Here is a 1,240-nt window from a genome sequence, read left to right as displayed (position 1 = left end):
GAGGAGCGGGGTCCGGGGCGGAGCCCCGGCGGGGAGCGAGGGGGCGGAGCCCCATCGTTTCGGGAAGGGGCGGGGTGGGGGCTTACCACCGCAAGCACTCACACCCCCGCACCCACACCCCCGCGCCCGGCGAAGGCGAAGGCGACCCCGCCCCCGCGCCCTACATCCCCCGAAAGTCCCGCACCGCCATCCGAGGCGCCCGCCGAGATGGCACCCGCCCGGACAGCAAAATCAGCCGCGCCGCCCGATACCGCTGCCCCGCATAAGGCGCCAAGAGCTCAAGCATCGCCTCATCATCCGCCCCCCGCACCCCCGCCAACGCATACCCGACAATCCCCGGCAAATGCAGATCGCCAACCGTTACCGCATCCGGCATCCCATTGCTTCGCTGCAACGTCTCCGCCGCCGTCCACGGCCCAATACCCGGAATCAACCGCAGCCGGGCCGACGCGGCGGCAAGGTCCATGGACGTCGCCTCCTCCAGCCGCCGGGCAACCCGGACCGCCCGCAGAATCGTCGAGGAGCGCTTGGCGTCCACGCCCGCCCGATGCCACTCCCACGACGGAATCATCGCCCAGCCCCGCGGATCGGGCATGACCCGCATCCGCATCCCCTCCGCCGGGCCGGGCGCGGGCTCGCCATGGCGCTGGAGCAGCAGCCGCCAGGCCCGGTACGCCTCGATGCCGGTGACCTTCTGCTCCAGGATCGAGGGGATCAGGGATTCCAGGACCAGTCCGGTCCGGATGAGCCGGAGGCCGGGGTGACGCCGGTGCACCGCGTGGATGAGCCGGTGGCGGGGCACGAACGCCGAGGGGTCGTCATCCGCCCCGAGGAGGGCGGGCAGACCGGCCAGCAGCCACTCCGCCCCCGGCCCCCACGCCCGCCCCTCGATCTCCGTGCCCTCGCGCGCGATCCGTAGGGTCCCGGGCCCGGCCGGAGTACGGCTCGCCCGCCAGAAGGCGCCATCCGCACCGATCTGAAACGCGGGGTCCCCGGGCCCTCGCTGCAGCACGCCGAGGTTACGCGCGAGGTCACAGGGGTCCGGGGGACTCCAGACACGTCTCACACACACGCGGCCACCCTACGGCCCACCGCCGCCCCACCAATCCGCCACCCACCACCCAACCCACCACCCAACCCACCACACCACCGACCGCACATCCCGCCCTTACGGCGCCCAGCCACCCCAAGCCATCCCAAGCCGCGCCAAGCCGCCCCCGGCCACTCCCGAGGCGCACCC

1 protein-coding gene is annotated in these 1,240 nt (G+C 73.3%); it reads right to left on the bottom strand.

The window, feature by feature from the left end:
- Positions 1-160: 160 nt before the first annotated feature.
- Positions 161-1,072, bottom strand: coding sequence for a DNA-3-methyladenine glycosylase family protein (locus VT50_RS37145; protein ID WP_046091112.1), 912 nt, complete (start codon positions 1,070-1,072; stop codon positions 161-163).
- Positions 1,073-1,240 lie beyond the last annotated feature (168 nt).

It is taken from the genome of Streptomyces antioxidans (assembly GCF_000968685.2).
In the GTDB taxonomy this organism is placed as follows: Bacteria; Actinomycetota; Actinomycetes; order Streptomycetales; family Streptomycetaceae; genus Streptomyces; species Streptomyces antioxidans.
This window is presented reverse-complemented; position numbering and strand designations above follow the sequence as displayed.